This window comes from Streptomyces ossamyceticus (assembly GCF_001418475.1).
In the GTDB taxonomy this organism is placed as follows: Bacteria; Actinomycetota; Actinomycetes; order Streptomycetales; family Streptomycetaceae; genus Streptomyces; species Streptomyces ossamyceticus.
In genome coordinates, this window is record NZ_LIQX01000639.1 from 1 (window position 1) to 1,859 (window position 1,859).

Genomic DNA, 1,859 nt, shown 5'->3' on the forward strand with positions numbered 1-1,859 from the left:
CGCTGACCGTCGCCGCCGGGCCGCAGCACCGGCGGCTCGGCGGCGACGGTCAGCGTCCCCTGGTACGGCGCCCGCGCCAGCACGTCCCGCACCCGCGTGGCCAGCCGGTGCGCGTCGCCCACCGGCCGCAGCGGATAGTCCTTCCGCTCCCGTGTCCACGGTTCCTCGAACGCGAACCAGTCCACGGGCGCCGGAGCGGTCCCGGTGGCGAGCGCGTCCTCCAGGGCGCCCAGCCACTTCTCCCAGCGCGGCAGGTAGAAGTCGGCCATGAGGCCGTTCCACTCCCGGTTGCCGTACTCGTGCAGATCCCCCGCGTCGGAGGTGGCGCGCCCGCCCCACACCGTGACCAGGACCTTCGCGGTCCGTTCGAACTCCGCCCGCTCCGTGTCGTCCGTGGCGAGCAGCCGGGCGTCGTTGATCCACGGGCCCAGCAGGAACGCCCGGTGCGCGCCCGTCACCTCGTCAGACAACCGCATCAGCCGCAGCCACAGCGTCGACAGCGCCCGGAAGGTCGCCAGGTCCCCCCGCCGGTACGCTTCCCGCAGCTGCGGCAGGTACTGGCGGCCGCGGTGCGCGAGCGCCTGCCGCGCCACGTCCACCACGTCATGGGTGTACGCCGCGCTGCCCCGCCGCCCCTTCGCGACGCCGAGCAGCCCGGCGAGAGCCGCGTCGAAGCGGCCGGGGTCGTAGGTCAGGCTCCTCGGCGCGTACGTGGCGGCGCGGTCCGCGGCCAGGTCGGGGCGGGCGCAGAAGAGGGAGTCGTGGGGGTCGCTGCGCTCGGTGGCCCGGTGCTGGTACGCGGTGTCGTGCAGGGCCCGCCACGCCGCGCGGGCGGAGGCGTCGCGGCCGCCGTAGCGGAGATCGGCGTAGGAGGAGAACCAGGCGGCCCGGTCGATCCGCCTCGGTGTCCAGGCCAGTTCGGAGAACAGCTCGAAGGCGGCCGGGTCGCGGTCGGTGGCCTCCGGCAGATACGCCGTGCCGACCAGCGCGCTGCCCGGCTTGTCCCGCCAGGCGAAGAACTTCTCGTTCCAGATGTGGGCGCGTGCCCCGATCGTGGTCCGGCCGCCGAAGTTGGGGATCGTGCCGAAGCAGTACGGGGTGCCGCCCCAGTCGCGTTCCCGGTCCGTGACGTTCTTGTACCGGTCGGAGACTCCGTCGACGATCAGCATCCTCGATCTGTCGATGGCGTCGAGGAGTTCGGGCAGGGGGTTCTCCTGCCAGCCGAGGATCACCCAGGTGGCGCCGGGACGGGCCCGGTGGAGTGCGCGTTCGACGCCGCGGGCGGCGTCCGTGACGGGGACGTCGCCGGCGGTCCCGCCCTCGTGGAGCAGGTCCATCTTGAAGAGGTCGACCGCCCCGAACACCTCCTTGAGATGGCGGTAGAAGGAGGCGGCGACCCGGGTGAAGGATTCGGTGCGCGGGTCGAGCCAGTCGGGGCGCTCGAAGCCGTGCCAGACGCCCTGCGGGACGACGTGCGCGTCACCGCCGTTGCGCTCCACGAACTGCTTCGGCACATGCCCGTAGTAGCCGGGCAGCACGGGTGCCATGCCCAGTTCGCGCAGCCGGTCGGCGATACGGCGGCCGAGCGCGGCCCGGCGGGCGATCAGCGCGGGGGAGAGGGGCCCGCCGTACCCGGAGAGGTTCTGCAGCAGCCACCACGGCTGGTGCGAGGGGGCGGGCAGCCAGGCGCGGGCCTCCTCGTCCGCGTAGCCGAAGTCCTTCAGCAGCCGGTGGTAGACGGCCTCCATACCCGCGACGACCAGGACCTCGTTGCAGCCGTGCGCCGCCAGCAGGTCGATCTGGTGCTCCCAGTACGGCCAGTCCGCGTACGGGGCGGTGTAGCCGTCGTTGGTGTCGTT

At 73.2% G+C, this 1,859-nt stretch carries 1 protein-coding gene; it reads right to left on the reverse strand.

Annotation, left to right across the window (positions count from 1 at the left end; translation table 11 throughout):
- A partial coding sequence (locus AOK15_RS35485) for an alpha-N-acetylglucosaminidase (RefSeq protein ID WP_167738894.1) occupies positions 1-1,859 on the reverse strand: 1,859 nt, incomplete at both ends.